22 protein-coding genes are annotated in these 24689 nt (G+C 70.0%); 3 read left to right on the top strand and 19 right to left on the bottom strand.

All coding sequences use genetic code 11. The annotated features are described in order from the left end of the window. Positions 1 to 201: 201 nt before the first annotated feature. Both HD599_RS00385 and HD599_RS00380 read right to left on the bottom strand, forming a co-directional pair. A complete protein-coding gene (locus tag HD599_RS00385; protein ID WP_184232594.1) occupies positions 202 to 1323 on the bottom strand; it encodes an AI-2E family transporter in 1122 nt (373 codons plus the stop codon). Between the two features lie 72 nt (positions 1324 to 1395). Beyond that, positions 1396 to 1965 (bottom strand): manganese efflux pump MntP, encoded by a 570-nt coding sequence (locus HD599_RS00380; RefSeq protein WP_184232592.1) that lies wholly within the window; start codon positions 1963 to 1965, stop codon positions 1396 to 1398. A gap of 219 nt (positions 1966 to 2184) precedes the next feature. Between HD599_RS00380 and HD599_RS00375 the strand changes: the two genes are divergently transcribed. After that, positions 2185 to 2808, top strand: a complete 624-nt coding sequence (locus HD599_RS00375; RefSeq protein ID WP_184232590.1) for a DNA alkylation repair protein — start codon at positions 2185 to 2187, stop codon at positions 2806 to 2808. Between the two features lie 121 nt (positions 2809 to 2929). On the opposite strand, the gene HD599_RS00370 is transcribed toward HD599_RS00375, so the two are convergent. From HD599_RS00370 to HD599_RS00350, 5 genes are all read right to left on the bottom strand, one after another. Next, a complete protein-coding gene (locus HD599_RS00370) occupies positions 2930 to 3688 on the bottom strand; it encodes an SGNH/GDSL hydrolase family protein (RefSeq protein ID WP_184232588.1) in 759 nt (252 codons plus the stop codon). Positions 3689 to 3724: 36 nt separating this feature from the next. Further along, entirely contained in the window at positions 3725 to 4030 is a 306-nt protein-coding gene (locus tag HD599_RS00365; RefSeq protein WP_184232586.1) for a hypothetical protein, read from the bottom strand. A gap of 161 nt (positions 4031 to 4191) precedes the next feature. Then, positions 4192 to 5784, bottom strand: a complete 1593-nt coding sequence (locus HD599_RS00360) for an ABC-F family ATP-binding cassette domain-containing protein (protein ID WP_343061811.1) — start codon at positions 5782 to 5784, stop codon at positions 4192 to 4194. Between the two features lie 190 nt (positions 5785 to 5974). Continuing rightward, complete coding sequence (locus tag HD599_RS00355) at positions 5975 to 6472, bottom strand: SRPBCC domain-containing protein (protein ID WP_184232584.1); 498 nt, start codon at positions 6470 to 6472, stop codon at positions 5975 to 5977. Further along, positions 6469 to 6819, bottom strand: a complete 351-nt coding sequence (locus HD599_RS00350) for an ArsR/SmtB family transcription factor (protein ID WP_184232582.1) — start codon at positions 6817 to 6819, stop codon at positions 6469 to 6471. Before HD599_RS00350 ends, HD599_RS00355 begins: the two co-directional genes overlap by 4 nt. A gap of 69 nt (positions 6820 to 6888) precedes the next feature. Between HD599_RS00350 and HD599_RS00345 the strand changes: the two genes are divergently transcribed. Beyond that, a complete protein-coding gene (locus tag HD599_RS00345; RefSeq protein WP_184232580.1) occupies positions 6889 to 7839 on the top strand; it encodes a cytochrome b/b6 domain-containing protein in 951 nt (316 codons plus the stop codon). A gap of 16 nt (positions 7840 to 7855) precedes the next feature. Here HD599_RS00345 and HD599_RS00340 read toward each other — a convergent pair whose 3' ends face one another. The 11 genes from HD599_RS00340 to HD599_RS00290 form a co-directional block, all read right to left on the bottom strand. Beyond that, entirely contained in the window at positions 7856 to 8920 is a 1065-nt protein-coding gene (locus HD599_RS00340; protein WP_343061810.1) for a zinc-binding dehydrogenase, read from the bottom strand. A gap of 204 nt (positions 8921 to 9124) precedes the next feature. Next, on the bottom strand, positions 9125 to 10168 hold the full coding sequence (locus HD599_RS00335) for an NAD(P)-dependent alcohol dehydrogenase (RefSeq protein WP_184232578.1): 1044 nt from the start codon (positions 10166 to 10168) through the stop codon (positions 9125 to 9127). Between the two features lie 134 nt (positions 10169 to 10302). After that, positions 10303 to 11037 carry an SDR family oxidoreductase gene (locus tag HD599_RS00330; protein WP_184232576.1) on the bottom strand — a complete coding sequence of 245 codons (735 nt, stop codon included), beginning with the start codon at positions 11035 to 11037 and terminating at the stop codon, positions 10303 to 10305. A 108-nt stretch (positions 11038 to 11145) separates the two neighbouring features. Next, a complete protein-coding gene (locus HD599_RS00325; protein WP_184232574.1) occupies positions 11146 to 12576 on the bottom strand; it encodes an HNH endonuclease signature motif containing protein in 1431 nt (476 codons plus the stop codon). Between the two features lie 107 nt (positions 12577 to 12683). Further along, on the bottom strand, positions 12684 to 13511 hold the full coding sequence (locus tag HD599_RS00320; RefSeq protein ID WP_184232572.1) for an MBL fold metallo-hydrolase: 828 nt from the start codon (positions 13509 to 13511) through the stop codon (positions 12684 to 12686). Continuing rightward, positions 13508 to 14128, bottom strand: a complete 621-nt coding sequence (locus tag HD599_RS00315; protein WP_184232570.1) for an urea amidolyase associated protein UAAP2 — start codon at positions 14126 to 14128, stop codon at positions 13508 to 13510. Before HD599_RS00315 ends, HD599_RS00320 begins: the two co-directional genes overlap by 4 nt. After that, positions 14128 to 14955 carry an urea amidolyase associated protein UAAP1 gene (locus HD599_RS00310; protein WP_184232568.1) on the bottom strand — a complete coding sequence of 276 codons (828 nt, stop codon included), beginning with the start codon at positions 14953 to 14955 and terminating at the stop codon, positions 14128 to 14130. Before HD599_RS00310 ends, HD599_RS00315 begins: the two co-directional genes overlap by 1 nt. A gap of 18 nt (positions 14956 to 14973) precedes the next feature. Beyond that, the gene (locus HD599_RS00305) at positions 14974 to 16602 is read right to left on the bottom strand and encodes an ATP-binding cassette domain-containing protein (protein ID WP_184232566.1); all 1629 of its coding nucleotides are present in this window, start codon (positions 16600 to 16602) and stop codon (positions 14974 to 14976) included. Further along, positions 16599 to 17597: an ABC transporter permease gene (locus HD599_RS00300; protein ID WP_184232564.1), complete on the bottom strand. Its 999-nt coding sequence runs from the start codon at positions 17595 to 17597 to the stop codon at positions 16599 to 16601. The genes HD599_RS00305 and HD599_RS00300 overlap by 4 nt, the downstream gene beginning before the upstream one ends. A gap of 3 nt (positions 17598 to 17600) precedes the next feature. After that, positions 17601 to 18491 carry an ABC transporter permease gene (locus HD599_RS00295; RefSeq protein WP_184232562.1) on the bottom strand — a complete coding sequence of 297 codons (891 nt, stop codon included), beginning with the start codon at positions 18489 to 18491 and terminating at the stop codon, positions 17601 to 17603. A 2-nt stretch (positions 18492 to 18493) separates the two neighbouring features. Then, positions 18494 to 20056, bottom strand: a complete 1563-nt coding sequence (locus HD599_RS00290; protein ID WP_184232560.1) for an ABC transporter substrate-binding protein — start codon at positions 20054 to 20056, stop codon at positions 18494 to 18496. A gap of 221 nt (positions 20057 to 20277) precedes the next feature. On the opposite strand from HD599_RS00290, the gene HD599_RS00285 reads away from it, so the two are divergent. Then, on the top strand, positions 20278 to 20985 hold the full coding sequence (locus tag HD599_RS00285; protein ID WP_184232558.1) for a TetR/AcrR family transcriptional regulator: 708 nt from the start codon (positions 20278 to 20280) through the stop codon (positions 20983 to 20985). A 3-nt stretch (positions 20986 to 20988) separates the two neighbouring features. Here HD599_RS00285 and uca read toward each other — a convergent pair whose 3' ends face one another. Then, positions 20989 to 24633 carry an urea carboxylase gene (gene uca, locus HD599_RS00280; RefSeq protein ID WP_184232556.1) on the bottom strand — a complete coding sequence of 1215 codons (3645 nt, stop codon included), beginning with the start codon at positions 24631 to 24633 and terminating at the stop codon, positions 20989 to 20991. Between the last annotated feature and the right edge of the window lie 56 nt (positions 24634 to 24689).

The raw sequence follows: 24689 nt of genomic DNA, 5'->3' as shown, positions 1-24689 counted from the left end.
AAGTTTACAACCGACCGGTCGGTTGCCGGGGCGGTGCCGCTGCGCGCTGTGCTTTGTCGCGCACGCGCCCGCACGAACAGCCGCGCCGGCGACAAACCTCAGCGCCGCCGCGACAAACCTCCGCGAGCGCGACGTCGCTCAGCGCCGCACACACCCGCACACCCGCACACCGCGCAGCAGCGCCGTACACCGCAGGGGCGGCTAGCGCTTCTTCCGCCGCGGCGGCGCGGGCGCGGCCAGCGCGGTCGGTGCGTTCCAGACCTTGACGATCGCCCAGCCGACGGCCGCGATCGGCACCGACAGCACGGCGCCGGTGATGCCGCCGAGGATCGTGCCGGCGGTCAACGCGATCAGGATGACGAGCGGGTGCAGCTTGAGCGACTGCGCCATCACGACGGGCTGCAGGAAGTTGCCCTCGAGCTGGTTGACCGCGATCACGATGATGATGACGATGAGCGCCACGCCCCAGCCGTTGGCGACGAGCGCGACGAGGGCCGCGAGGATTCCGGTCGCGGTCGCACCGACGAGCGGGATGAACGCTCCGATGAACACCAGGATCGCGAGAGGCAGGGCCAGCGGGACGCCGAGCACGAGCAGGCCGATACCGATCGCCGCGGCATCCACGAATGCAACGGTCGCCGTGCCCCGCACGTAGCCGCCGAGGGTGCTGACCGCCGTGGTGCCGATGCGGCGGCCACGGGCGAGGCGCTCGCCCTTGAGCGGGCTGAGGAAGAACGACCAGATGCGGTCGCCGTCCTTCATAAAGAAGAACAGGATGACGACGGAGAGCACGGCGCCCGTGATGAGCTCCCCGGCGACGGTGACTCCGGCGAGCGCGCCGGTGCCGAACTGGCTGCTCGTGAGGAAGTCGGTGATGCCGGCGGCGGCCTCGTCGATCTGGGCCTGGTCGATCGGCAGCGGGCCCTCGACCAGGAAGGTCTGCAGCTCTTCGATGCCGTCGACGGCCGCCTCGGCGAGCTCGGCGAACTGGTTCTCGACCGCGATCACGATCAGCGTGACGACGCCGCCGAAGACGATGATGCCCGACAGCAGGGTGATCCAGGTGGAGACCGCCGCCGACAGGCCCTTCGACCGGAACCAGCGCAGCACGGGCGACGCCGCCGACGCGATGATGAGCGCGATCAGCAGCGGGATCACGACGAGCTTGAGCTGCACGAGCGCGAAGACGAGCACGCTCGCGAGCAGGAGGGCCAGCAGGATCTGGCCGCTGCGGAGTCCCAGCGTCCCCAACCGGTCGGTGAGCATTCTGGTCAGCGGGCTGACCGCGGGCGTGACCGGCGGGTCGATTCTGGGGGTGCGCATCCAGTAACTCTAGAGAAACTTTCTCAGATCACCCCGCGCGGCTCCGCCCATGGGCACGGGGGCGTTTGTCTGCTAGCCCCAGACGCCGAGGTGGTCGAGCAAGATCTTGGTGCCGATGAGAATCAGGATGACGCCGCCGGCAATCTCCGCCGGCTTCGAGAACCGCAGTCCGACGCGGTGCCCGATCAGCACGCCGACGAAGGAGAGCACGAACGTCGTCACGCCGATGAGCGCGATGGATTCCCCGATCGACACGGAGAGGAACGCGAACGAGATGCCGACGGCGAGGGCGTCGACGCTCGTCGCGACGGCGAGCAGGAGCAGTTGGCGCACGTGCAGGCGGTCGTCGGTCTCGTCCTTGTCCTCGTGCTTCGCGAACGCCTCCCAGAGCATCTTTCCGCCGATGATCGCGAGCAGGCCGAAGGTGATCCAGTGGTCGACGCTCGTGATGTACTGCTCGAGCTGCGTGCCCAGTAGCCAGCCGATGAGCGGCATGAGCGCCTGGAACGCGCCGAAGGTGAGGGCGATGAGGAACGCGTGCCGGTAGTTGAGGCGTCTCATGTGGAGGCCGCGGCCGAGCGAGACGGCGAACGCGTCGGCGGAGACGCCGAGGGCAATGAGGAAGACAGACCAGAGGGCCATGAGCGCAGGGAACCTTTGCGGTAGCTGCCGAGGCCGTTTTTAGGGAGGCTTCGGCATCGATGTGCCGAAGGTCTCGTTCGCTCGGTCGTTCAGACCGAGTGGCAAGCCGGGCGGGATTGCCCGCCAGTATGTCGACTTACCTCCGGGCCTCGCTGAGGCCGGAACCGGGAACTACTCCCCTTCAAGACTCGATCATAAACGATGCCCGAGAATGGGTTGGTGAGCGATGCCGGCGACTTCATCGACGCGGCACTGCAGCGCGAGGGCGACTACTACCGCGCGCAGGACGCCGAGGAGCGCATCGGCGGCGGCCTCGCCTTCTACGGCGCCTCGGTCGGGGCGGTGCGCGGCGCCGTGCGCGACGCGTCCCGCCGCTACCGCTCGCTCGGCGCCGACGACATCACGGCGCTGGCCTCCGAGCTCTGGGCGGGCGGCGTGTTCGAGCGCCGGCTCGCCGCGGTCGTGCTGCTGCAGTCGAACCTCGCCCTGCTCGACAACGACGATCTGACCCGCATCGAGGGCTTCGTGCGCTCCGCCCGGGTGACCGCGCTGGTCGACCCGCTGGCCACCGACGTGATCGGGCCGCTGATTCAGGGGTTGGATGCCGCGTCCCGGGCCAAAGCGACCGTGGCGGTCGACCGCTGGGCGGGCGAGAACTCGGTCTGGTTGCGGCGCGCGGCGCTGCTGTCTCCGCTGCGCGAGCTGCGCGCGGGCGGCGGCGACTGGGACTCGTTCGCGCGCCACGCGCGGGCCACGTTGGCGCGGCCGCGCGACCTCGCGCACGACGCGGTCGATCTCGTGCTGGACGACCTGGCCGAGCGCCGCCCCGGGCTGACGCTGTAGCGGCGGCCGCGGCATCCGACGTCTCTTCTTCGCCCGCTCGACAGGACGGATCGCGCCCGTCGCACGCTCGACAGGACGGATCGCCCCGCGCGGCGGGCCGCGTCCTGTTGAAGGGCCGGGCTCAGCGCTCCGGCAGCTCGACCGGCTGCAGCGTCGCGATCTTCGGCGCGCGGTTGTCGCCCGACGAACGCCCGGTGAGGCGGCGGCCGATCCACGGCAGCACGTACTCGCGCCAGTACTCGCTCGTGCGCTGCTCGTGCTGCATGCCGACAGCGCCCGTCGCGCCCGGGACCTCGACGCCGAGCGCCGCGAGCACGTTGCCGGCGACGCGCTCGTGCCCGAGCGGGCCGAGGTGCAGCTTGTCGCGCGACCAGTACTTGAGCTGGGCGAGTTCGTCGTCGGCCCAGTTGTCGACGAACGTCGTGTTGGCGAGCGGCAGGCGGGCCCGGATGCCGCGGGCGAACTCGTTGCCCCGGGACTCGATGAACCTCCCGAGCGGGAGGTGCCGGGTGGGATTCGCCCCGCTGACCAGCAGCACGTGGGTGCCGCTCTGCGCGGCCCGCTCGACGGCGCCGACCAGCTGGTCGGTGATCGCGGCGATCGAGACGCGCGGCCGCATGATGTCGTTGCCGCCGCCGTTCAGGCTGAGCAGGCGCGGCGCGAGCGCGATCCCCGCGTCGAGCTGGTCGCCGACGATCGGGGCGAGCAACCGGCCGCGGATCGCGAGGTTGGCGTAGCTCACGGGTTCCGGGCTGGCGAGCGCGAGGCCGAGGGCCACGAGGTCGGCCCAGCCGCGCACGCCGCCGTCCGGGGTCTCGTCGCCGACGCCCTCGGTGAAGCTGTCGCCCACGGCGACGTAACTCGGGTACGGGAATGCCATACCCCGAGTCCATCACATCCCGTCCGCACGGTGCGGTCAGGGTTTCTCCGCCGGCACTAGCAGCCGCGCGGAGGTCGCGCCGTCGTCGTCCGCCCACCAGCCGAGCTCGGCGGCGGGCACCCCGCGCCACTCGCACTGCCAGTGCGGGGCGGGAAGGTACTGCCACTCGGCCTCGGCATCGCCGGCCTCGCCGTTCAACCGGTCGGCGACGAGGTCGCCGCAGTCTGCCTGCGCCTCGTCGTCCTGCATGAAGGGCGGCGCGGCGAGCAGCACGGTGAACAGCACAACGACGGCGAGCGCGACGCTCGCCAGCCGCGACGCGTCGTGATCGGTATTCGGCAACGGGACCCCCAGAGATTCTGGATCGAACCTATCGATACCGGGATGACGGCGGGTAGGGCTGGACATACCCGCTTCGGCCCGCCGGTTGCCGCGAATCGACCCAAAGCGGCTCAGGACGGGTCGATTTGCGGCAACGCGGCGAGGGTTCGATACAGACCGCGCTACTCCACCACCGTCAATTCCCCCTGCGCGTCGAGCTCCACCGTCGCGGTCAGCCCCAGCCGCGCCAGGAACGCGTCGTCGTGGCTGACCACGAGCACCGCGCCGCGGAACGACACCAGCGCGTCGACGAGCTGGTCGACGCTCTGCAGGTCGAGGTTGTTCGTCGGCTCGTCGAGCACGAGCAGCTGCGGCGTCGGGTCGGCGAGGAGCAGGCGCGCGAGGGCGACGCGGAACCGCTCGCCGCCCGACAGCGTCGCCACCGGCCGCTCCACCGTCGCCCCGCGCAGCAGGAAGCGCGCGAGCCGGTTGCGGATCAGCCCGACCGCGACCGAGGGCGCCGCGGCCTGCACGTTCTGCAGCACGGTCGCGGCGTCGTCGAGACCGTCGAGCCTCTGCGGCAGGTAGCCGATGCGGTCGGTGAGCGCGACCGCGGTGGCGGGGCCCGAGGGCGCACGGCCGAGCACGAGATCCTCGACCAGCGTGGTCTTGCCCACGCCGTTCGGCCCGACGAGCGCGATGCGTTCGGGGCCTTGGATGAGCACCGAGCGGTTCGTACCCCGCAGCTCCGCGATACTCCGGCCGTTGGCGACATCCGGATCCGGCAGATCGATGCGCACCGTCGCGTCGTCCCGCACGCGGGCGTCCGCGGCGTCGAGGGCCGCCTGCGCCGACCGCAGGGCGCCCTCGTGGTCGTTGCGCAGCTTGCCCGCCGACACCTGCGCGTTTGCCTTCCACTGGTTCATCACGATCTTCGGCGCGACGCGGTTCTCGTTCATCTTCGCGCCGGTGCGCGCGCGGTGGGCGAGCTTGGTCTCGGCCTCGATGCGCTGGCGCTTCTCGGTCTTCACCGCCTGCTGCGCGGTGCGCGCCGCCTGCTGCGCCGCCTCTTGCTCGCGGTCGAGGTGGGCGCGCCACTCGCTGTACGGTCCGCCGAAGACGGTGAGGCGCGAGTCGTGCAGCTCGGCCGTGTCGTCCATCAGTTCGAGCAGGGCGGTGTCGTGGCTGACCACCACGAGCGTTCCCGGCCACGAGCGCACCATGTCGGCGAGACGGGCGCGGGCACCGCGGTCGAGGTTGTTCGTCGGCTCGTCGAGCAGGGTGATCGGCGCGCGCCGCAGCCGTAGCCCGGCGATCGCGACCAGCACGGTCTCGCCACCGGAGAGCTCGCCGACCCGACGGTCGAGGTCGGCCGACGAGAGTCCCGCGTGGCGCAGGGCTTCGTCGGCGCGGGTCTCGAGATCCCAGTCGTCGCCGACCGTCTCGAAGTGCTCGACCGCGACGTCGCCCGACTCGATGGCACGCAGCGCGGCCAGGGTGTCGCCGACGCCGAGCAGGTCGGCGACCGTCGCGTCGGTGGCGAGCGTGAGGGTCTGCGGCAGGTAGTCGACGTCGCCGATCGTGACGACGCGGCCGGTCGTCGGTTCGAGCAGGCCCGCGACGAGCCGCAACAGCGTGGACTTGCCGGAGCCGTTGGCGCCGACCAGACCGGTGCGGCCGACGCCGAATGTTCCGGTGAGGCCGGATAGGGCGGTCGAGCCGTCCGGCCAGGTATGACCGAGGTCGGTCAGGGTGATTGAAGGATTCTTGAGCACGTGTCTCCCGGGGTGTCAGAGGAAGCGCTGACACGCGAGCCGAGAAACGGCGATTCGACGAGTCAGCGCGCTAGCTGCGCGAAACCGTCGAGATCTTCACTGGAGGCCTAACGTCGGGAACAAGAACCCGGCAATTTTGACACGGGATGTCGGAAGGCGCAACGATGCGCCTTCCGACATCCCGGACTTACTAGTTCGCCGGCACCTCGACCAGCAGCCCGTCGATCTGGCCCATCGCCAGCTTCAGGCCCTCTTCCATGCCCATCTGCACCAGCTGTTCGAGCTGCTCCACGGAGCCGAACGTCGACACCGTCGTCATGCGGGTCTTGCCGTCGACCTCGGCGATCGTCACGGCGCCGTCGATGGTCGGCATCTCGGTGCTGCGGTCGCCGTTCTCGTCGGAGAACCCGTCGACCCACTCGAACCGGCTCGGCGCCGCGACCACCACGTTGTCCCACCAGCCGCCGGCGATCTCGCCCTCGGGACCGGTCATGTGGTACTTCGAGCTGCCCCCGGCGACGAAGTCGTGCTGGGTGAACGTGGCCGGCCAGGTGGGCGGCCCCCACCAGCGCTCGAGCTGGCGCGGGTCCTCCCAGACCTGCCAGACCCGCTCGACCGGGGCGTCGAACTCGGCGACGATCGTGAGGGTCAGCGCTTCGGGGTCTTTCTGCGAGCTGAGTACTGTCACTCTTTCATTCCTTTCGCGGGTTCGGAGAGGAGGTCTCCGATGCGGTCGACGCGGTTGCGCCAGATCTGTTCGTACGCGTCGAGCAGCTGCGCCGCCCGGCGGAGGGTCTCGGCATTGCCCTGCACGAGTTGCTCCCGTCCGCGCCTCTGTTTGGTCACCAGGGCCGCTCTCTCGAGTACCGCCACGTGTTTCTGCACGGCGGCGAAACTCATCGAGTAGTGCTGGGCGAGCGCCGAGACCGACTGTTCCCCCCGCATCGTGCGGTTCAGGATGTCGCGTCGGGTCGCATCCGCCAGTGCCTGGAAAATGCGATCCACATCGGTGTCGCTCAGCTCATCTACAACCATTTGGTTGTACGTTAGCGCGGTGCCGTCGCGCGCGCAAGAGCCGAGCCGGGAAAATGGGAGACTATTCCCGTGAACACCAGTGCGCCGGAGACGACGGCACCACGCAGAGCCCCTCGGCTGGTCTGGGTGATCGTGGCGTCGGTCGTCGCCGCCGTCGTGATCGTGGTGCTCGCTCGCTGGATCCGCGAGCTGCCGGCGACGCAGGACTTCATCGCCGACTTCCACGGCACCTCCGCCCTACCCGACGGCGCACCGGTCGGCCTGCCCGCCTGGCTCGGCTGGCAGCACGGTCTCAACACGTTCTTCCTGATCTTCATCGTGCGGTCGGGACTACAGCTGCACTCGAAGAAGCGGCCGAGCGCCTTCTGGACCCGGGACAACACCCGGTTCGTGAAGACCAAGAGCGCGCCGCGGCGCCTCAGCATCGACCTCTGGCTGCACATCTGCGTCGATACGCTGTGGGTCGTCAACGGCGTGGTCTACATCGTGGTGCTCTTCGCTACCGGCCAGTGGGTGCGCGTCGTGCCGACGAACTGGGACATCGTGCCGAACGCGATCTCCGCCGGCCTGCAGTACGCCTCGCTCGACTGGCCGAGCGAGAACGGCTGGGTCAACTACAACGCGCTGCAGGTGATCAGCTACTTCGTCGTGATTTTCATCGCCGGCCCGGTCGCGGTGATCACCGGGCTCAGGATGTCGCCGGGCTGGCCTCAGAAAGACACTCTCTTCAACCGCGTGGTCAACGAGAAGCGCGCCCGCACCGTGCACTACGCCACGCTGATTTTCTTCCTGATCTTCACCGCGGTGCACGTGTTCCTCGTGCTGACGACAGGCGCGATCGACAACCTCAACCACATGTATGCGGCGCGCAACGACGGGGGCTGGCTCGGCTTCTGGATCTTCGTCGCCTCCACCGGCGCGATGGTGGGCGCGGTGTTCGCACTGACGCCGGCGGTCCTCCGGGCGATCGCTGGCAAGTTCGGGGCGATCCGGGTGATGCCCGCGCCGCCGAAGAAGTAGCCGGGTTTCGACACGCTCAACCCGCTGACACGGCGACGCGCACGTGGGTGCCGGCCGCGGCCAGCGCGATCGCCGAGTCCAGCTCGGCGAGCGCGAACCGCTCCCCCACGAGTTCGGCGAACGGGAACGCGTCGTGGTGCTGGGCGACCCAGTCTGCGGCGTCCACGAGGTGCCGCGGCGTGTAGTTGTGCACTCCCCGCACGGTAGCGAGGCGTCGCACGATCGACTCCGGGTCGAGGGGCACGGCATCTCCGGGGAACACGCTGCCGACGAGGGCGGCGACGCCGCCGACATCCAGAGCATCGATCGCCGCCGCCACCGCGTGCCGCGAGCCGGACGCCTCGATCGCGGCGTCGCACGGCTCGGCAGTTTGCGACGTGGGGTCGAGCACGACCGATGCGCCGAAGCGCGTAGCGAGGTCGCGCCTCGCCGGATCGGGGTCGGCGAGGGTCACGCGTGCGCCGAGGCTCGAGGCGATGGCGGCAGCGCTGAGTCCGATCAGCCCGCCGCCGGTGACGACCAGGGAGAGGCCGCGCGGCTCGCGGCCGTCGAGCGCGGCGGCGACCGCGGCCCAGGCGGTGGCCGTGCCGCAGGCGAGCGGCGCGAGCACGTCGGCGGGGATGTGGTCCGGCACCGCGACCACGGCCATGCCGCGCGGAAGGTGCGCGTGTGTGGCAAACCCGCCGTTGAGTGTCCACGCGTCATCCACCCGCTCGTGGCCGAACTTGCGCAACGCCCGGCACTTCTGGGTGAGCCCGGCCGTGCACCGGTCGCAGTCGCCGCAACTCACGGTGGCCGACCAGACGACGCGGTCGCCGATGGCGAGCGCGGTGCCGTCGGCGCGCACCGCCCCGTCTCCGAGCGCGACCACGCGGCCGACCTGTTCGTGTCCGAGCACCGTCGGCGTGGGAGTGGACCGGTGCCCGCCGACGGTGTGCACGTCAGAGCCGCAGACCGTCGCGAGCTCGATCTCGACGAGGGCGTCGCCGGGCCGCAGGTCGACCGAGTCGACGGCGAGTGGTCGATGTGGGTCGGCGGGCCCCGAGTAGATCATGGCGGTGGCCGGAGGGGAGATTCTCACCGTGTCGACGATGCCAGAGCGACCGCGGGGCCGGAGTGCCGCGCGGCAGTATTCACCGGTTGTTCAGCCGCGTCATCCGCCCGCGGGACCGCGCTCGACGACGGCGCCCACAGGCCCGTCAACGGCGAACGCCCGTCCGACAGGACGGATCGGCCGCGGGGGCCGGTCGCGTCCTGTCGGGCGGGCGAACGTGGGTGGCGGTGCTTACGCGAGCGTGGCGATGTCGATCACGAAGCGGTAGCGCACGTCGCTCTTCAGCACGCGCTCGTAGGCCTCGTTGATGTAGTCGGCCGCGATGAGCTCGGTCTCGGGGGCGATGCCGTGCTCGGCGCAGAAGTCGAGCATGTCCTGCGTCTCCTGGATGCTGCCGATGTTGGATCCGGCGAACGAGCGGCGCTTGCCGATGAGGCTGAACGCCTGGACGCCGAGCGGCTCGCTCGGGGCGCCGACGTTGACGAGCGTGCCGTCGACGGCGAGGAGGCCGAGGTACGCGTTGATGTCGATCGACGCGCTCACCGTGTTGATGATGAGGTCGAAGCGGCTCGAGTTCTTCCTGAAGGTCTCGGGGTCGCTCGTGGCGAAGTAGTCGTCGGCGCCGAGGCGGAGTCCGTCTTCCTGCTTGCTCAGGGTCTGCGAGAGCACCGTGACCTCGCAGCCCATGGCGTGCGCGATCTTGACGGCCATGTGGCCGAGTCCGCCCATTCCGACGACCGCGACCTTGCTGCCGGGGCCGGCGTTCCAGTGGGCGAGGGGCGAGAAGGTGGTGACGCCGGCGCAGAGCAGCGGCGCGGCCTTCTCGAAGGGGATCGACTCGGGGACCTTGAGCACGAAGTCCTCGACGACCACGATGTGGGTGGAGTAGCCACCCTGCGTGATCGAACCGTCGCGGTCGACGGCGGTGTAGGTTCCGGTGTTGCCCTTGAGGCAGTAGTTCTCTTTGCCCGCGAGGCAGCTGTCGCACTCGCCGCACGAGTTGACCATGCAGCCGACTCCGACGCGGTCGCCGACCTTGTGCTTCGTGACCTCGGATCCGACCTCGCTGACGATGCCGACGATTTCGTGGCCGACAACCTGGGGGTACTGGATGTCGCCCCATTCGCCGCGGACGGTGTGGATGTCAGAGTGGCAGATGCCGGAGTACTTGATCTCGATGAGCACGTCGGCCGGGCCGACATCGCGGCGTTCGATCGTGGTCTTGATGAGGGGCTCAGTGGCGGACGGGGCCGCGTAGGCGTTGACGGTGAGCATGCACTTCCTAAAGTCGTGATTGCGCGGGCGAGATTCGGATACACCCGGAATCCGACAGTATCGTGCCCGGCTGGGCAGAGCACTCAGGCGGTGGCTGCTATCGGGTGGTGCCGGTGCCGGCGGATCGTCGCTGACTAGGCGATGCCGCCGTTCACGTAGATGACCTGGCCGTTGACCCAGCGCGCGGGACCGGCGAGGAACGCGACGGCCTCGGCGATGTCGGCGGGCTCGCCGAGTCGCTCGAGGGGCGCGGCCTTGGAGAGACGCTCGACGGTGGCGTCGTCCTTGCCGTCGAGGAACAGCGGGGTGGCGGTCGGGCCGGGGGCGACGACGTTGACGGTGATGTCCCGCCCGCGGAGCTCGCGGGCGAGGATCAGGGTCATCGCGTCGACCGCTCCCTTGGTCGCCGCGTACGGCGCATAGGTCGGCATCGCCAGCTTCACCACGGTGGAGGAGAAGTTGACGATAGCGCCGCCGGCGCGCACACGCTTCGCCGCCAGCTGGCTGACGACGAAGGTGCCGCGCACGTTGGTGCGCATCATCGCGTCGAACTGGTCGAGGTCGAACTCGGCGACCGGCCCGAGGATCATGCGTCCGGCGGTGTTCACCACGACGTCGATTCCGCCGAATTCCGCTTCGACCGTGTCGAACAGCTCGGTCATCGCGATCTCGTCGGCGACGTCGCCGCCGACGGCCACGGCCTCTCCGCCCGCGGCGACGATCTGCGCGACGGTGTCGTCGGCCTTCGCGCGGTTGCCGGCGTAGTGCACGGCGACGGCGAACCCGTCGGCGACGAGGCGTTCGACGGTGACACGACCGATGCCTCCGGATCCACCGGTGACGAGGGCGACGCGGGATGTGGTGGTCATGGTGACTCCTTGGCTGGATTGTAAGCACTGTTTCGTGCTTGATGTTAGCAACGCTAACACCGCGCCGCCGAGGGGTCAACCATGAGAGCCACGCCCGGCGCTCGACTGTCAGGAATCGAAGGGTTGTGGCGGGGACTGCTCGGACGGCGGCGGCTCGGGCAACGCCTCCGGTGGCGGAGGCTCGGTCTTCTCCGCTCCACGGGGCGAACCGCGTTTCAGCATGCCCGCACCGAGTTCCGTGGTGGGGCGGGTGACCGCGACGTGCCCGGTGGGTGTGGTCCACTCCATCTGGCCGTTGCCGAGATTGCGGAGTTGTACGCGGGTGTGGTGTTTGAGGTTGTGGTGGGTGCGGCAGAGCGGGCTCAGATTGCTCAGGCAGGTCGTACCGCCGTCTTGCCACGCGACAGTGTGGTCGTAGTCGCACTGGGATGCGGGCCGGGTGCAGCCCGGCGCGGTGCAGGTCTCGTTCTGCAGTCGGATGATGGTGCGCAGGTCGGCCGGGACGGCGTACTTGGAGCGGTCGAAGTCGAGGATGGCGCTGCTGACCGGATCGGTGAGGATCCTGGCGAAGCTCGGTGCCCGGGCCGCGAGATCCCGGGCGGTCTCGGGCGCGATGGGTCCGTACCCCTCGAGGGTGCCCGGGATCTCTTCGGCGCCGACGAGCGTGAGGACGGGAACCGTGACGAGCACGTTCGGCCGGATGCCGTGGGCGGCCGGCTCTCCCGTCTCGCAGAGGTCGCCGTCGATGAGCAGGTCGGCGAACACGTCGGCCCGCTTCTGCGCCAGAGTGCGTGTGTCGGGCTCGGCTGCGTCGGTCGCCCCTACCCCGTCGCCCGCCGCCCCTTCCGCCGCCGCTTCGACCGCCCCGAGCGCCAGCGCGATGCGGGTGATGCGGTCGTGTGCCGCAGCCGCTTTCTCGGCCGTGGTCAGCACGCTCAGCAGAGACATGCCGTCCTCTTGCGGATCGAGGTACACCCGTCGTTCCTCCACCGCGTCGCGGTGCCGCTTGTCGGCCGTGTGCGGGTCGAGGGCCTCGCGCAGCCGGCGGGCGAGCGCCTTGAACTTCGGCACGGTCAGCTCGATCGCGTGCCCCAGCAGCTCGATCTCGAAGCCGCGCTGCACCTCGTCTTTGAGGCCCCCGCACACCTCGATAATGACTTTCGCGTGACCGTACTCGATGTACCCCTCGCGCAGGTAGCCGAGAGTGCTCGCCAAACTCCAGACGAGTACCTTCGATTCGCCGACGAGGTTCTCGGCGCTGCGCTCGGGGATGCGCAACCGGGCGGCGAGATCGAAGACCAGTTCGCGGCGGCCCCGGACGTCGGGCGTCCAGCCGTCACGCTCGGTGACCTCGGGGTCGAGCCCGACGAGCAGCTCGGCGAACATGCGGGCGTCGTCGATGAGCCCGGCGCGGATCGCCGTGGCGGCCCGAGCGAGTCGGTCGGCCTCTTCGACCGCGTTCAGGATCTGGCCCAGGGTGCCGAGCGGGCGGAACGGGTCCGGCGGCGGGGGCGGCGTGATGGGGAGCAGGTCTGTCATGCCACGAACTCAAATGGCGACCACCGACATCAGCCCGAATCACGCCCACGGGGTTGCAGGTGAACCGGTCTCATGGGTGAAAACGGGACGGATGCGGCTGTGTCCCCCTACTCCACCACCCGCTCCTTCCACCCCCACCACTCGGGGTCATGGCCGGGCCAGACTTCGACGCCCGGCCTCTCGTCGAGCTCGCGCAGCCGGTCGACGGCGGTCTGTGCTGCGGCGGCATCCTCGGGTCTCATCTGTGTGCCGCAGGGGATCGCCTCGACGATGTTCTTGCGCAGGTCGGCGGCGTCGCAGGCAAGTACGACCGTGCGGGAGGCGAGCTCGACCACGAACGACTGGTGGCCGGGGGTGTGACCGGCCGTGTCGATGGCAGTGAGACCGGGGGAGAGTTCGACGTCGCCCTCGATCAGCACGATGTCGAGGCCGTCGCGCAGGTAGTCCTTGGGCACGGCCGCGTAGTCGCCGCCCATCGTCGGGCTGATCGTCGCGCCGAACTCGTACTCGGCGCGTTGGAAGACGACCGGCACGTCCGCGGGCACGAACCGCAGCCCGCCCGTGTGGTCGACGTGCACGTGCGAGATGGCGCAGCCGCGCAGCCGCGACCACTCGAGGCCGAGGGCCGCGACCTGCTCGGGCAGCGGGTCGCCGGGCGGCACGAGCGCGGTGTAGCTGTCGTAGTTGAAGTAGTAGCGGCGTTCCTCGGGATCGCGGATCACGTCGACGTTGAATCCGGAGTCGAGCAGTACCCAACCGTCCGCGTAGACGACCGCCGTGGCGGTCACCGGCTCGAGCAGGAAGACGTGGTCGTCCCCGCCGATGATCGAGATGTCCTCGCGGATCGGCTCGTAGCCCACGACCATGGGGTGGATGCGCAGCGGCCGGCCGGTGACGGCGAGTGCCTCCGCGGGCCCCCAGGCACGCACGCTCACGCGGTCACGACCATGCGCACGGGCGTCGGGTCGAAGCCGTTGCAGGGGTTGTTGATCTGCGGGCAGTTGGAGACCAGCACGATCACGTCGCGGTCCGCGCGCAGCGTGAGCGACAGGCCGGGGGCCGAGATGCCGTCGACGATGCCGAGCACGCCGTCGGGTTCGACCGGCACGTTCATGTAGAAATTGACGTTGCTCACCAGGTCGCGCTTGCCGAGTCCCCAGCGGGCGCCCTCGGCGAGGAAGTTCTCGACGCAGGCGTGCTCGTGCACGGTGTGCGCGCCGTAGCGCAGCGAGTTCGACTCCTTGCTGCACGCTCCGCCGATGGTGTCGTGCCGGCCGACCTCGTCCTCGACGATGGTCATCAGCGCGTCCCCGGTGTTCGCGAGCAGGGTCGACCCGGTGGTCAGGAAGATGTTGCCCTGGCGGGCCATGGTCTGCTGCGCGCTGTACCGGATGGCAGTGTCGTGCGCGTCGTAGACCAGGAAGTCGACGGCCTGGTTGCCGTGCAGGTCGACGATGGTCAGCGACTGGCCCGCGGTGAGCAGCTTCGACCACGGCCCGCGGCGCTCGACGGTGTCGTCGCTGACGACGGTGGCTGTGGCGGTGAGACTCATCAGATTCCCCTGAGGTTCGAGTAGGCGATGGTGTTGGCGTAGGCACGGGCTGCCTCCGGGGTGTCCGAGTCGGCTCCGGTCGCGGGCGAACCGGCCCAGGCCCGGATGCGCAGCGGTGACGAGGTGTACTCGGGCCGCGGGTCGAGCGGGTGCGGCACGTTGGCGAGGAGCACGATGAGCGGCAGCTCGGCGCGTAGGCGCACGGTCGCGCCGGCGCCGGCGGAACCGGTGAAGGTCAGCGCGCCGGTCGGTTCGACGAAGACGCCCTGGAACAGCGTCACCGTGGGCGGCAGGTCGCGCGGTTCGAGGCCGAACTTCGCCGCGGCGAGCGTGAGCAGCTCGAGTCCGGCGGGGCTGCCGCCGTGCGCGCTGCCGCTGCCGTACCGGGCCTCGTTGACGCGACGGGTCGACGTGCCGGCGAAGGTGTCGTGGTGCTCGGAGGTGTCGGCGAGAATCGTGGCGAGCACCCGACCACGGTCGGAGAGCAGCAGGTGCCCGGCCGCGAGGTAGGCCTGCCACTGCACCTTGACGGTGTCGGCGACGTTGAGGCGCTCGTCGGTCTGCAGCGAGTTGAACAGCGCGAGGTGGGCGCAGGCGTCGCCCTCGAGGTCGGTGAGTTCGATCACGGTGCCCGCGGCCACGGCGAGCGCCGTGTAGTTGCCGGCGCCGACCGTCTCGGCCCAGACCGCGCTCTCGGGCTCGACGCCCTCGGGCCAGTGGTCTGCCGCGGACGGCGGGAACACGGGCATCGTCTCGATGCTGACGCCGCCCTGCGCGCGGGCGTGGGCCCGGGCGCCGTTCGGGTCGTTAGTGGCTGACTCTGACATGGAGACCTTTCGAAGCGATCAGTAGATAGTCGGGGATGCCGCGAGCAGCTCCCGCGTGTAGGGGTGTTGTGGCGAGGCGAAGACCTCGGACGAGGAGCCGCGCTCGATGATCTCCCCGGCGTACATCACGGCCACCGTATTGCTGATGCGCTTCGCGACCGCGAGGTCGTGGGTCACCATCAGGATCGCGATGCCCATTGTCTCGCGTAGCTCTTCGAGCAGGTCGAGCACGCGGGCGGCGAGCGAGGCGTCGAGCGCGCTCACCGGTTCGTCGCAGACGAGGATGTTGGGGTTCGAAGCCAGCGCCCGGGCGATGGCGGCGCGCTGCCGCTGCCCGCCCGAGAGCTCGCGCGGCCTGGCCCGGGCGGCACGCGTGTCGAGGCCCACCCGGCCCAGCAGCCGGTTGGTCTCCTCGGCGCGTTCGGCCCGCGAGAACCGGCGCGACCGCAGCCGCTCGCCGATCTGCGACTCGATGCTCAGCCACGGCGTCAGCGACGACCCCGCGTCCTGGAAGACCAGCTGCGGCCGTTCGCCGTCGCGGCTGCCCACGGTTCCCGAGTCGGCCGCGGTGAGCCCGGTCGCGATCCTCAGCAGCGTGGACTTGCCGCAGCCGCTCTCCCCCACGAGGGCGAGCGATCCACCCCGCGGCACCGAGAGCGAGACGCCGTTGACGACGGTGAGCCGTTCGCCCCGCCTGCCGCCGGCTTTCGGGTAGCTCTTGACGATGTCGGTCAGCACGAGGTCGGGAGCGGCGGACACGTCGACCGCCGGCTCGCGTTCGGCCGTCGCGAACACCTTCTTGATGTCGAGGCGCGCGTCGAGCAGCCTTCTCGTGTACTCGTGCTGCGGGTCGCGCAGCACCTGCTCGGTCGGTCCGACCTCGACGAGCTCGCCCTGATACATCACGGCGACCCGGTCGGCGATCTGACCGGCAACCCCGAGGTCGTGGGTGATCAGCACGATCGAGCAGTCGTGCTCCTCCCGCAGCCGGGCGAAGAGCGCGATGATCTGCGCCTGCACCCGCACGTCGAGCGCGGTGGTCGGCTCGTCGGCGATGAGCAGAATCGGTGTGCCGTCCTGCGCGGCCACGAGCTCGCCGATGCGGGTCGAGTCCACTCCAGAAGATACAGGGGGCCGGATGTCGGTGGTGAGAGCCGACGCGATGCTGACACGTTGCCGCAGCCCGCCCGACAGCGCGTGCGGCCACTGGTCCATACGCATCTCGGGTTCGGGCACGCCGCAGTCGACGAGGGCGTCGACGCCGCGCTGCTGTGTCGCGCCACGCTCGCGCACCTGCGCGCCGATCTTCATCATCGGGTCGAGCGAGGTGAGCGGGTCCTGGAACACCGCACCGAGCAGGTTGCGACGCACCTCGCGGCGCAGCTTCTCGTCGCCCTCGATCATGTCGACCCCCGCGATCAGCACGGAGCCGGTGACGGTGGTTTTACGGCTGGTCGGCGGCAGCCCCATCAGGCAGCTGCTGAGCACGGTCTTGCCCGAGCCCGATTCGCCGACGATGGCGAGGATCTCGCCGGCGCGGATCTCGAGGTCGACACCCTTGACCGCCTGCACGAGACCGTCCTCGGTGGCGAAGCTGACACGCAGGTCGACGACCTGCGCCACGAGTTCTTTCGTCGGGACGTTCATGCGACCTTCCTTTGACGCGGGTCGACCGCGAGCTGGATCATGTCGACCGCGAAGTTGACCACCACGTAGATGAGGCCCATCACGAGCACGACGCCCACGATGGCGGGGAAGTCGGACACCCCGATGGAGTTGAACAGGTAGCCGCCGACACCCGGCCAGGAGAAGACCTTCTCGACCACGATCGACCCGGCGAAGAGCATGCCCAGCTGCAGACCCGCCATCGAGACGGCGGGGCCGAGCGCGTTGCGGGTCGCGTGCCGCAGCACGACCGTGTGCCAGCCGAAGCCCTTGGCGTAGGCCGAGCGGATGAACTCGCTCTGCAGGGTGCTGCGCAGCGAGCCGCGGAAGGTGCGGCCGATGGCCACCGCGGGCCCGACGGCGAGCACGGCGGCGGGCAGCAGCACGTGGTGCCAGGCGTCGAACCACGCGCCGAGATCGCCGCTGAGCAGGGTGTCGACGAGCACGAACCCCGTGGGACCGACGGCCGCACCCGAGCTGCTCTGTCCGCCAGCCGGGAACCAGCCGAGGTTGCGGTAGAAGACGAGCACGGCGAGGATCGCGACGAGGAAGGTGGCGGCCGAGGATCCCGCGACCGAGACCGCGGTAACGCCGGTCGACAGCCAGCCGCCGCGCGAGCTGACCACGCCGAGCACGAACCCGGCGACGAGCGCGATCGTGATCGCGACCACGACGAGCTCCAGCGTCGCCGGCAGGTACGCGGCGATGTCGTCGAGCACCGGGTTGCGGGTGCGCAGCGAGGTTCCGGCGTCGCCGCGCAGCAGTCCGCCGAGGAACTGGAAGTACTGCACGATGACGGGCTGGTCGAGGCCGAGGCGTTCGCGAGCCGCGGCGATCACCTCGGGACTGGCGGTGCGTCCGACGAGGGCGCGCACCGGGTCGGCGGGCAGCGTGCGCTGGATGAAGAAGACCGCGAGCGAGAGCACGAGCAGCACGGCGGCGGTCGAGCCGATGCGGGTGGCGATTGCTTTGACCATCGGCTACTCCGTCAGCTCGCGCAGCGCGTCGCCGGCGTAGTTCGCGATGAAGGCGACGGCGAACAGCGCCAGCGCGGGGGCGAGCGCGATGTACGGCGCGTTGAACAGGTAGGTGAGACCGTCGGCCGCCATGCTGCCGATCTCCGCGGCGGGGGCCGGGGAACCGAGGCCGATGAACGACAGCGAGGCGAGCACGAGCAGCACGCCGCCCACGTCGAGCGACGCGGCGACGAGCACCGGGCCGATACTGCCGGGAAGCACGTGCACGACCGCGAGACGGAACTTGGAGAAACCGCCGAGCCGGGCGGCGTCGACGTGCGGCAGATGAACGATGCTGCGCGTGGAGCCGCGCACGATGCGCGCGTACCAGGGCCACCAGGTGACCGCGACGGCGATGAGCGTGTTCTGCAGACTCGGGCCCAGAGCGGCGACCACCATGAGCGCGACGAGCGTGCCGGGTAGTGCCAGAGCGGCATCCGTCAATCTCATCAGGATCGTGTCGATCACACCGCCGGCCATGCCTGCGACCAGGCCGATCGCGCCGCCGAACACGACGCCGAACGCGATCACGCCGAGGGCGCCGAACCAGCTGGCCTGCAGCCCGAGGATCACCCGCGAGAAGACGTCCCTGCCTTGGCTGTCGGTACCGAACGGCACCTCGGCGGAGGGCGGGGTGAACGCCGTGCCGACGATCTCGCTCGCCGAATGCGGCGCGATCCACGCCGCCGCGAGCAGGGCGACGGTGAGGATGCCGATTAGCACGACCGCGACCCGCTCGGCGTAGCCGACCCGCTTGCGCCGGAACGCGCCGAACAGGTCGTACCGCCGGGCACCGGGCACCGGCCCGGCACCGGGCACGAGGCCCGGTGCGCGGGCCGACAGCAGACGGGACATAGTTACTCTCCGGTGAGTTCGCGCAGGTCGACGGTGCTGGCCGCGGGCAGCCAGTGGGCGAATCCGCTGAGCCCGGCGCGGGCGATGAAGGTGTCCTCGAGGTCGGCGAGCGTGATGAAGCTCGCCTGCTCCTCGATCAGGTCGCCGGCCTCGCCGTAGGAGGCGAGCGACTCGTCCGGGTCGACGGTGCTGATGCCCGCGTCGATCGCCGCGTCGGCCTCGGGGGAACCGCCGCCGATGTAGTTCAGCGCGCCGCTACCCATCGAGGTGTCGCTGTACCAGAACAGCCGCGCCCAGGTGTCGGGGTGCGAGGAGTCGGGGAAGGCGGTCTCGTAGATCATGTCGGGCGCGGCGGAGAGGTCGCCGCTGAAGCCGTACAGGTCGCCCGACTGCAGGGGCACGAGGGTGACGTCGGCGCCGGCCGCGGCCCACTGGGCTTGCAACGCCTCGACGACCTGCTTGTTCTGCGCGCTGCCGGTGACGTAGCCGAGCGAGAAGGTCTTTCCGGCGGCGAGTTCCTCGAGCGGGGCGGTGTCGTACTCCCACTCGTCCGTCGCGGTTCCTTCGGGGACGTTGTCGACGGGGTAGAGCTGGGTGGACTCGGTGGCGTAGTCGCCCCAGATCTGCTCGACGAGCGCCGGGCGGTCGATGGCGGAACGCAGGGCCTCACGCACCTCGACGTCGGCGAGGTTGCCGGTGGTCTGCAGGTGCAGCTGGGCCTTCAGCAGGGTCGGCAGGGTCGGGATCTGGAACTCGTCGTTGCCGACGAAGCTCTGCACGGTGGCGATCGGCTGGCCGGTGATCAGGTCGAGGTCGCCGCCCTGCAACTGGAGCACCTGGGTCGCGGCATCCGGGATGATCTTGAAGCTGACCGTCTCGAAGTAGGGCTCGTCGCCCCAGTAGTCGTCGTTGCGGGTCAGCACGTACTCCTGGCCCTCGGTGAACTGCGTCACCTCGTAGGGACCGGTGCCCGCGGTGTTGGCGCTCAGGTACTCGAGTGCGTTGTCGGCGCTGTACTCGTCGAGCACGGCGGGGTCGATCACCTTGGGCCCGAACGGGCTGGCGAGGAGGCTCAGGAACGACGCGTCGGGCTGGGCCAGGGTGATGACCAGGGTGGCGTCATCCGGGGTCTCGTAGCTCGCGACGCCCATCAGCATGTAGGACATCTGCGAGCCGACCTCTTCGACGCCGAGGCGCTCGAAGCTCTGCTGTACGTCGGCCGAGGTCATGATGCTGCCGTCGGCGAAGGTGACGTCGGTGCGCAGGGAGAAGGTATAGGTGAGCCCGTCGTCGGAGACGGTGTAGCTCTCGGCGAGCAGCGGCTCGATGTCGGGCGACGAGTCGCTCGCGTACTCGAGCAGCCCCTCGTAGACGGCGGTGAGAACCTGGTTGCCCTCGAACTGGTAGACGGTGCTCGGATCGAGGGTGGTCATGTCCGAGCTCAGCGCGAGGCGGAGGGTCGTGTCCGACGATTCGGCGGCCGGGGCGGCACTCGAACAGGCCGTCGCGATCAGCAGCAGCGCGGTCGCCGACGCGACGACCCCGGCGATTCTCTTCGTAGTCATGGGTGAGTCCTTCAGTTCCGTGGTGCGGGGCGTGGTGGGGACGGTGCGGGACAACTGTGGATCAAACCAGTTTGTTTCTATCGCTTGACAGGTTTATGTCACTATCCAACCGCCCGTTCGTTTCAGCCATGTAACGGGCATGTTTAGCTTTGACGCCGTCTGGGGCCGTCGAGGGCCGCGAGCGACGCGGCCCACCCCGCGATCTGTGGCACGATGGCCGCATGGCCGACGATCTCCCGAAGAAGAGCGAGGTCGGCCGACCCCGTTCCGGCACGACTCTGCGACCCGACCTCAGCCCGGCCGACCAGATCCTCGACGCCGCCGCCCGCCTCTTCGTGCAGCGCGGCTACACCGCCACCTCGACCCGGGCGATCGCCGACGAGGTCGGCATCCGCCAGGCCTCTCTCTACTACCACTTCCCGAGCAAGGAGCGGCTGCTCGACGTGCTGCTGCTGCGCACGGTCGAGCCGTCGATGACGATGGCCGCGACCCTCGCCGAGCTCGACGCCCCCGCGTCAGTGCGCCTGTTCGCTCTCATCTCCTACGACGTCGGCCAGCTGGTGCGGGCGCCGCACAACGTCGGCACGCTCTACCTGCTGCCCGAGGTGCGGGCGGGCGGCTTCGAAAGATTCCAAGACGAGCGGATGTCGCTGCAGAACGTCTACGCGTCGCTGATCGCCCAGGTGCTCGCGGCCGACGGCCCCGGCGCCCCCTCGGCGCCGCGCGCCCACGAGGGCAAGTACCTCACGGAGGTGGTCTTCGCCCTGGTCGAGAGCGTCATCGCGATCCGCGCCGACCACCCCGACGACGAGCCGGCCGTGCTGGTCGAGGTCGTCGCGAGCAGCTGCCTGCACGTGCTCGGCTTCGACGCCGGTGCCGTGGCCGCGATCACGTCGGCCGGTCACGCGCTGCTCGACGACGTCGCCTGAGCGCTAGTCGGGGACGATGATCGCGATGGTCTCGCCCGCGCGCACCTGCTGACCGAGCGCGACCCGCAGCATCAGCACTGTGCCGGCGACCGGCGAGACGATGTTCGTCTCCATCTTCATCGCCTCGAGCGACACCAGCAGCTCGCCCTCGGCGACCCGCTGCCCGTCTGCGATGTCGATCTTCCAGACGTGAGAGATGAAGGGCGAGTCGACGAGGATGGCGCCGTCGGGCAGGTCGAGTACGTCCTCCTGGGGCGGCGCGACCGCCTCGATGCTCTCGGCCCGGTCGAATTCGCCTGAGGCGGTCCACGCCTCCCGCTCGAGACCGAAGGCGCCGGCCTGCATCGACCGGAACTCGGCGATCGACTCGGCGTTGTCGGCGAGGAACCGCTCGTGCTCGGCGAGCGAGAACGTGCCGTCTTCGATGTCGAACACGCCCCGGCCCGCTGCCACCTCGGCGCGCATGTCGAGCAGTTCGTCGGCGCCGACCGGGTACCAGGAGATGCGGTCGAAGAAGTTGAGCAGCCACGGCTTGGGCGCGTCGGCCGGCGTTCCGGCGGGCGCGAACGAGCCGTAGCGGCTCCAGACCTGCGTGGTGCGGCCGACGAACTGGTAGCCGCCCGGCCCCTCCATGCCGTAGATGCACAGGTAGGCGCCGCCGATGCCGACCGAGTTCTCGGCCGTCCAGGTGCGCGCGGGGTTGTACTTCGTGGTGACGAGGCGGTGCCGCGGGTCGAGCGGGGTGGCGACGGGCGCGCCGAGGTAGACGTCGCCGAGCCCGAGCACGAGGTACTCGGCGTCGAACACCGTGCGGTAGACGTCTTCGGGGGTGTGCAGCCCGTTGATGCGGCGGATGAACTCGATGTTCGAGGGTGTCCACGGGGCGTCGTCGCGCACGCCGTTCATGTAGCGCTCGATCGCCTCGCGCGTCGCCGGGTCGTCCCACGACAGCGGCAGCCGCACGCGGCGGCTGGGCACGACGAGCTCGGCGGCGCCGGGGATGCGCTCCTCGAGCTCGCGCAACCGGCCGAGCACCGTCGTCACCGACAGCACGGTCGGGTCGAAGTGCACCTGCAGCGAGCGGATACCCGGGGTGAGGTCGAGAACGCCGGGCCACGCGGCATCCTGAACTCTCGTGTACAGCGCGTGCACCCGCGCCCGCAGCGCGAGGTCGAGCACGATGTCGCCGTACTCGACGAGCACGTTGTCGTCGCCGCTGCGGCGGTAGGTGACGGAGGGGTCGCCGTCCTGGCGCAGGATCACGCCGTCGTCCCCGTCGCCGCCGCTGCCAAGCAGCGCGTTGACGACGAACCGCGACTCGTCGAGGGCCCGCAACGAGGGTGCCGCTGCGGCCCGGATCGGCACAAAACGCACCGTGTCGCCGGGCTTGAGCTGCCCGAGCTTCCAGCGCTCGGCCGACACGACCGTAACCGGGCAGACGAATCCGCCGAGGCTGGGACCGTCGGGGCCGAGCAGAATCGGGGTGTCGCCGGTGAAGTCGACCGCGCCGATCGAGTACGCGTTGTCGTGGATGTTCGACGGGTGCAGCCCCGCCTCTCCCCCGTCGGTGCGCGCCCAGGTCGGCTTCGGTCCGACGAGCCGCACGCCGGTGCGGGCCGAGTTGAAGTGCACGGAGTAGTCGGCCGCGTAGATCTGGTCCATGTCGGCGCGGGTGAAGAACTCGGGGGCGCCGTGCGGCCCCTCGGTGACTGCCAGCTGCCAGTGGTGCGTGATCTCGGGGCGGGCCTCGGCCGGCACGCCGGCAGATTTTTGAGGGCCGGATGCCGCGACGCGCAACACATCGGCGCTCGTGAGCGCGCGGCCGCCGTGGCCGCCGAACTGGCCGAGCGTGAAGGTCGACGCGCTGCCGAGGTAGAGCGGAACGTCGAGCCCGCCGGCGAACAGCACGTAGACGCGCAGCCCCTCGTCGCTCACCGAACCGACGCTCAAGGTGCCGCCGGCCGGCACCACGACCGGCTCCCACATGGGCGCGGGTTCGCCGTCGACGGTGACCGGGGCCGTCGCGCCGGTGACGCACACGACGGTCTCCGCGTCGAAGCGCAGCTGTGGGCCGGAGACGGTGCACTCGAGGCCGGGCGCACCCTCGGGATTGCCGAGCGCGACATTGCCGAGACGGAAGGAGAGGTCGTCCATCGGGCCGCTCGGCGGCACGCCGACCTGCCAGTAGCCGGTGCGGCCGGGCCAGTCCTGCACGGTGGTCATCAGCCCCGGGCGCTCGACGGCGATGCGCGGCTCGGTGTCGGTCAGCGAGGCGAGCGTCGACGTGATGTGGGCGCCGGCCGCGACATCCTCGTCCATGCTGATCGCCCGCAGCAGACCAAGGTTGGTCTCGATGCCGTCGATGCGGGTGTCGCGCAGCGCGTCGGCGAGCGCGTGCCAGGCGGCGGCGCGGTCGACGCCGCTCGTGATGATCTTGGCCAGCATCGGGTCGTACGAGCTGGGCACCTCGCTGCCGGTCTCGACCCACGCGTCGACGCGCGCCGCGGACGGGAACACGGCCCGGGTGATCGTGCCCGATGAGGGCTGAAACCCGCGCACCGGGTCTTCGGCGTAGACGCGGGCCTCGACGGCGTTGCCGCTCGTGGGCACGGTCGCGGTCTCGCGGTAGGCGTCGAGGAACGAGTCGTCGCCGCCGGCGAGCGCGAGCATCCACTCGACCAGGTCGACGCCGGTGATCGCCTCGGTGACGGGGTGCTCCACCTGCAGGCGCGTGTTCACCTCGAGGAACGACGCCTCGTGGCGCACGGTGTCGTAGACGAACTCGACGGTGCCGGCGGAACGGTAGTCGAGCGCGGCGCAGAGGGCGCGCGAGGTGGAGTGCAGCCGCTCGCGCAGCTCGTCGTCGAGGTCGAACGCGGGGGCCTCTTCGACCACCTTCTGGTTGCGGCGCTGCAGCGAGCAGTCGCGGTCGCCGAGGCTCACGACGAACCCGCGGCCGTCGCCGAACACCTGCACCTCGATGTGCCGCGCGTTCTCGATGTACCGCTCGGCGAAGATCGTGCCGCTGCCGAAGCTCTGCTGCGCCATCCGTTCGATGGAGACGAAGGCGTCGCGCACCTCGGCGACGCTGCGGCAGACCTGCATGCCGATTCCGCCGCCGCCGCCGGTGGCCTTGAGGATGACGGGGAACCCGAGCTCCTCGCTGGCGCGGACCGCGTCGTCGGCGTCAGCGAGAATGCCGGTGCCGCGCACCATCGGCAGGCCCGCCTCGGCCGCGGCGGCCCGGGCGGTGTGCTTGGCGCCGAAGACCGTGAGTTGTTCGACGGTCGGGCCGACGAACGCGATACCGGCCGCTTCGACACTGGCCGCGAACTCGGCGTTCTCGGAGAGGAAACCGTAGCCGGGGTGGATCGCGCCGGCGCCGCTCTCGATCGCGGCGGCGAGGATCTTCGGCCCGTTGAGGTACGACTCCCGCGGCGATGCGGCCCCGATGTTGACCGCGACGTCGGCGAGTTTGACGTGCGGCGCGCCGCGGTCGACGTCGGAGTACACCGCGACGGTACGCAGCCCCATCGCCTTCGCCGAGCGGATGATGCGGCAGGCGATCTCCCCGCGGTTGGCGACGAGCACCGTGCCGTAGGTGAGGGGCTCGGCGGCGGTTCGCGGGAGAGGGGTGGTCGTAGTCACGTTTCTATCATCTGACAGAATTGTTTCGCGAAGCCGCCGCCGTGTTAAATCTGGGT

Origin of the sequence: Conyzicola lurida (assembly GCF_014204935.1) — a bacterium.
Lineage (GTDB): Bacteria > Actinomycetota > Actinomycetes > Actinomycetales > Microbacteriaceae > Conyzicola > Conyzicola lurida.
The sequence above is the reverse complement of the archived record's forward strand: the minus strand, read 5'-3'. Positions and strand labels throughout refer to the sequence as shown.

Excerpts from the sequence above, each read along its gene's own strand:
- HD599_RS00385 (WP_184232594.1), bottom strand. The coding sequence starts at position 1,323 with ATGCGCACCCCCAGAATCGACCCGCCGGTCACGCCCGCGGTCAGCCCG.
- HD599_RS00380 (WP_184232592.1), bottom strand. The coding sequence starts at position 1,965 with ATGGCCCTCTGGTCTGTCTTCCTCATTGCCCTCGGCGTCTCCGCCGAC.
- HD599_RS00370 (WP_184232588.1), bottom strand. The coding sequence starts at position 3,688 with ATGGCATTCCCGTACCCGAGTTACGTCGCCGTGGGCGACAGCTTCACC.
- HD599_RS00350 (WP_184232582.1), bottom strand. The coding sequence starts at position 6,819 with ATGGTTGTAGATGAGCTGAGCGACACCGATGTGGATCGCATTTTCCAG.
- HD599_RS00335 (WP_184232578.1), bottom strand. The coding sequence starts at position 10,168 with ATGCTCACCGTCAACGCCTACGCGGCCCCGTCCGCCACTGAGCCCCTC.
- HD599_RS00330 (WP_184232576.1), bottom strand. The coding sequence starts at position 11,037 with ATGACCACCACATCCCGCGTCGCCCTCGTCACCGGTGGATCCGGAGGC.
- HD599_RS00325 (WP_184232574.1), bottom strand. The coding sequence starts at position 12,576 with ATGACAGACCTGCTCCCCATCACGCCGCCCCCGCCGCCGGACCCGTTC.
- HD599_RS00315 (WP_184232570.1), bottom strand. The coding sequence starts at position 14,128 with ATGAGTCTCACCGCCACAGCCACCGTCGTCAGCGACGACACCGTCGAG.
- HD599_RS00310 (WP_184232568.1), bottom strand. The coding sequence starts at position 14,955 with ATGTCAGAGTCAGCCACTAACGACCCGAACGGCGCCCGGGCCCACGCC.
- HD599_RS00305 (WP_184232566.1), bottom strand. The coding sequence starts at position 16,602 with ATGAACGTCCCGACGAAAGAACTCGTGGCGCAGGTCGTCGACCTGCGT.
- HD599_RS00300 (WP_184232564.1), bottom strand. The coding sequence starts at position 17,597 with ATGGTCAAAGCAATCGCCACCCGCATCGGCTCGACCGCCGCCGTGCTG.
- HD599_RS00295 (WP_184232562.1), bottom strand. The coding sequence starts at position 18,491 with ATGTCCCGTCTGCTGTCGGCCCGCGCACCGGGCCTCGTGCCCGGTGCC.
- HD599_RS00290 (WP_184232560.1), bottom strand. The coding sequence starts at position 20,056 with ATGACTACGAAGAGAATCGCCGGGGTCGTCGCGTCGGCGACCGCGCTG.
- HD599_RS00285 (WP_184232558.1), top strand. The coding sequence starts at position 20,278 with ATGGCCGACGATCTCCCGAAGAAGAGCGAGGTCGGCCGACCCCGTTCC.